Annotated in this window: 5 protein-coding genes; 1 reads left to right on the top strand and 4 read right to left on the bottom strand. The window is 65.3% G+C overall.

Annotated elements, in window-relative coordinates; all coding sequences use genetic code 11:
- The 4 genes from VIG90_RS05455 to VIG90_RS05440 all read right to left on the bottom strand — a co-directional run.
- Window positions 1-410, bottom strand: a 410-nt coding sequence (locus VIG90_RS05455; protein ID WP_331592451.1) for a YebC/PmpR family DNA-binding transcriptional regulator, incomplete at its 3' end; no start/stop codon positions are given.
- A 107-nt stretch (window positions 411-517) separates the two neighbouring features.
- Entirely contained in the window at window positions 518-838 is a 321-nt protein-coding gene (locus VIG90_RS05450; RefSeq protein WP_331592450.1) for a heavy metal-binding domain-containing protein, read from the bottom strand.
- Between the two features lie 237 nt (window positions 839-1,075).
- Window positions 1,076-1,318 carry a DUF2312 domain-containing protein gene (locus VIG90_RS05445; protein ID WP_331592449.1) on the bottom strand — a complete coding sequence of 81 codons (243 nt, stop codon included), beginning with the start codon at window positions 1,316-1,318 and terminating at the stop codon, window positions 1,076-1,078.
- Between the two features lie 93 nt (window positions 1,319-1,411).
- The gene (locus tag VIG90_RS05440) at window positions 1,412-1,729 is read right to left on the bottom strand and encodes a DUF1244 domain-containing protein (protein WP_331592448.1); all 318 of its coding nucleotides are present in this window, start codon (window positions 1,727-1,729) and stop codon (window positions 1,412-1,414) included.
- An 88-nt stretch (window positions 1,730-1,817) separates the two neighbouring features.
- Between VIG90_RS05440 and pyk the strand changes: the two genes are divergently transcribed.
- Window positions 1,818-3,238 (top strand): pyruvate kinase (gene pyk / locus VIG90_RS05435; protein WP_331592446.1); only part of this gene is annotated, 1,421 nt, incomplete at its 3' end.

Here is a 3,238-nt window from a genome sequence, read left to right as displayed (position 1 = left end):
CCGAGGCGGTCGAAGCCGTGGCTCACCGAACCGTTGGCGCCCATGTTGCCGCCGAACTTGGAGAAGTAGGAGCGAACCTCGCCGGCGGTGCGGTTGCGGTTGTCCGTCAGCGCTTCCACGATCAGCGCCGTGCCGCCCGGGCCGAAGCCCTCGTAGCGGATTTCCTCGTAGTTCTCCACGTCGCCGCCGGCGGCCTTCTTCAGGGCGCGCTCGATGTTGTCGCGCGGCATCTGAGATGCCTTGGCGGCGCTGATGGCGGCGCGCAGACGCGGGTTATGATCCGGGTCCGGAGCGCCCATCTTCGCGGCAACGGTGATTTCGCGAGACAGCTTGGAGAAGACGCGCGCGCGCTTGGCATCCTGCGCGCCCTTCCGGTGCATGATGTTTTTGAATTTGGAATGACCTGCCATAGACTCCGGCCTCGGCCCAAGGCGGGGTCGCCTCAGGTTCCGATCTCATCTGTGTTGAGGACTATCGCTTCGGCTCCTACACCAGAGCCGGACAGGAAGCAATTCGGTCAGGCGAGCTTCACCGCCGTCCCGGTGGCCGTCACCATCAGCATGGAGCCGTTCTGCCCCACGGTCTCGTAGTCGAGATCGACGCCGATCACTGCATCCGCGCCCAGCTGACGGGCCTCCTGCACCATCTCGGCCAGGGCCGTCGAGCGGGCGTTGCGCAGCGTACCCTCGTAGGAGCCGGAGCGGCCGCCGACCACATCCCGCACGGAGGCGAACAGGTCCTTGAAGATGTTGGCCCCGACGATGACCTCGCCGGTCACCACGCCCAGATAGTCGCGGATCGGCTTGCCTTCCAGAACCGCAGTCGTCGTCACCAGCATGGCTCGCCTCCTTCTCATCCAATGCATGTCGCCGAAGCGTAACACGTGCCGGCCCAAAGAAAAGCGACGGCCCGGCCCGGGCACAGCATCCCACCGTAGGCCAAACCTACCATTGTATCGTGACGATAGTAAATAGGTTTTTTGCAATCTTTGTCGGAATCCACCTTCCGCCTAAAAGAAAAGCGGCAGCGCCCGGTTCGGGCCTGCCGCTTGTCGGTGCGATCTGGAGAGTTCGCCTTACTCGGCCATGCCAAGCGCGGCCAGGTAGGTCTCCAGCAGCGCTTCGGCTTCGTCGCGCTTGTGCTTTTCCATGTTCCGCAGCTTGATCACCTGCTTCATGGTCTTCACGTCGAACCCCTGGGCCTTGGCTTCGGCGAACACCTCCTTGATGTCCTCCATGATGCCCTTCTTCTCTTCTTCCAAACGCTCGACGCGCTCGATCAGCTGACGCAGCAGATCGGCTGCAATAATCCCACTCATCCTGCCTTATCCTTGCCTGCCAGATTTCTGGTCGTACCCGGTTTGATCCGCATGGGTAGCGGCCAAGCTCGCGCGCGACAAGGGGGCTTGCGGTCAGATTTCGCCGCGCACCCGCTTGTTCTGCTCCACGCTGGCGTTCATCCGGTCCAGCTGCTCCTGCGTCGCCGGGGCCTGATGGCGGGCTTTGAAATCGTCGTAGGGCATGCCGTAAACCCATTCACGGGCTGCGGTCTTGTCCAGCGCCACGCCCCGGGCCTGCGCTTCCTCGGCCAGCCAGTCGGACAGGCAGTTGCGGCAGAATCCGCCCCACCCCATCAGGTCGACGTTTTGCACATCCGTGCGTTGCTGAAGGTGAGTGACGAGCCGACGGAACGCTGCGGCTTCCAGTTCGGTGCGAGTCGCCTGATCCATTAGGGATTCCCTTTGTTACTCATCTCTGTAATGTTGCTTCGGTAAACGATCTTCTCTTTCATCCCATCGAGATACGCGCGTCAAAACAATGTTCAAGCCACGCCGCCGCAAGGTCCGCATTCTCGCCACGCTTGGTCCCTCCAGCCGCTCGCCCGAGATGATTCGGGCGCTCTACGAGGCCGGAGCCGACGTATTCCGCATCAACATGTCCCACGGCACGCAGGAAGGCCACGCGGAGGTGATCAACCGCATCCGCGACCTCGAGGCGGTCATCGGGCGGCCCACCACCATTCTGGTGGACCTTCAGGGCCCCAAGCTGCGCGTCGGCAGCTTTGCCGAAGGCCCGGTCGAGCTGCACAACGGCCAGACCTTTGTGCTCGACCTGGACCCGACGCCGGGAGACGCCACCCGCGTTCACCTGCCCCACCGCGAGCTGTTCGCCGCCCTTCAGCCCGGCCAGCGCCTGCTGCTGGATGACGGCAAGATCCGGCTGGAGACGCAGGACGTCACGCCGGACCGCATCGTGACCAAGGTCATGGTCGGCGGCCGCCTGTCCAACAACAAGGGCGTCAACGTGCCGGATGCGGTCATCCCGCTCGCCGCCCTTACCGACAAGGACCGCAGCGACCTCGCCTTCGCACTGGAAATGGGCGTGGACTGGATCGCCTTGTCCTTCGTCCAGCGCCCGGAAGACGTGGCCGAGGCCCGCAAGCTCATCGCCGGTCGCGCGGGCGTTCTCGCCAAGATCGAGAAGCCGGCCGCCGTCCAGCGCCTCGATGAGATCCTCGAGCTGTCGGATGCCGTCATGGTCGCCCGCGGCGATCTGGGCGTCGAGGCCCCCATCGCCGAGGTGCCGAGCCTGCAGAAGCAGATCGTCGCCAGCGCCCGCGCCAAGGGCAAGATGGTGGTGGTCGCCACGCAGATGCTGGAATCCATGATCCAGTCGCCCACGCCCACCCGGGCCGAGGTGTCGGACGTGGCCAACGCCATCTACGACGGCGCTGACGCCGTCATGCTCTCCGCCGAATCCGCCGCCGGCTCCTACCCGGTCGAGGCCGTCAGCATGATGGACGAGATCGCCGCGCAGGTGGAGCGCGACACGACCTATCAGGCCCGCATCCACTTCAGCGAGACCCGCCCGGAGGCCACCACCGCAGACGCCATCTCCGCTGCTGCCGAGATGGCCGCCCTGTCGCTCGGCGCCAAGGCCATCTGCTGCTTCACCACCTCGGGCTCGACCGCGCTGCGCGCCGCGCGCGAGCGGCCGACGGTGCCCATCCTGGTGCTGACCCCCAGCCTGGAGACGGCCCGCCGCCTCGGCCTCGTCTGGGGCCTGTTCGCCATCCGCACGCGCGACGTGACCAGCTTCGAGGAAATGGTCGGCAAGTCCAAGCGCATGGCGCTGCGCTCCCAGCTGACCGTGGGCGGCGATCAGATCATCCTGATGGCCGGCTACCCCTTCGGCACCCCCGGCTCCACCAACGTGCTGCACATCACCCGCCTCCAGGG

This window comes from Pedomonas sp., from assembly GCF_036515995.1.
In the GTDB taxonomy this organism is placed as follows: domain Bacteria; phylum Pseudomonadota; class Alphaproteobacteria; order Sphingomonadales; family Sphingomonadaceae; genus Pedomonas.
The sequence above is the reverse complement of the archived record's forward strand: the minus strand, read 5'-3'. Positions and strand labels throughout refer to the sequence as shown.

Coding starts and splice junctions, on each gene's coding strand:
- VIG90_RS05450 (WP_331592450.1), bottom strand. CDS start 838: ATGCTGGTGACGACGACTGCGGTTCTGGAAGGCAAGCCGATCCGCGAC.
- VIG90_RS05445 (WP_331592449.1), bottom strand. CDS start 1,318: ATGAGTGGGATTATTGCAGCCGATCTGCTGCGTCAGCTGATCGAGCGC.
- VIG90_RS05440 (WP_331592448.1), bottom strand. CDS start 1,729: ATGGATCAGGCGACTCGCACCGAACTGGAAGCCGCAGCGTTCCGTCGG.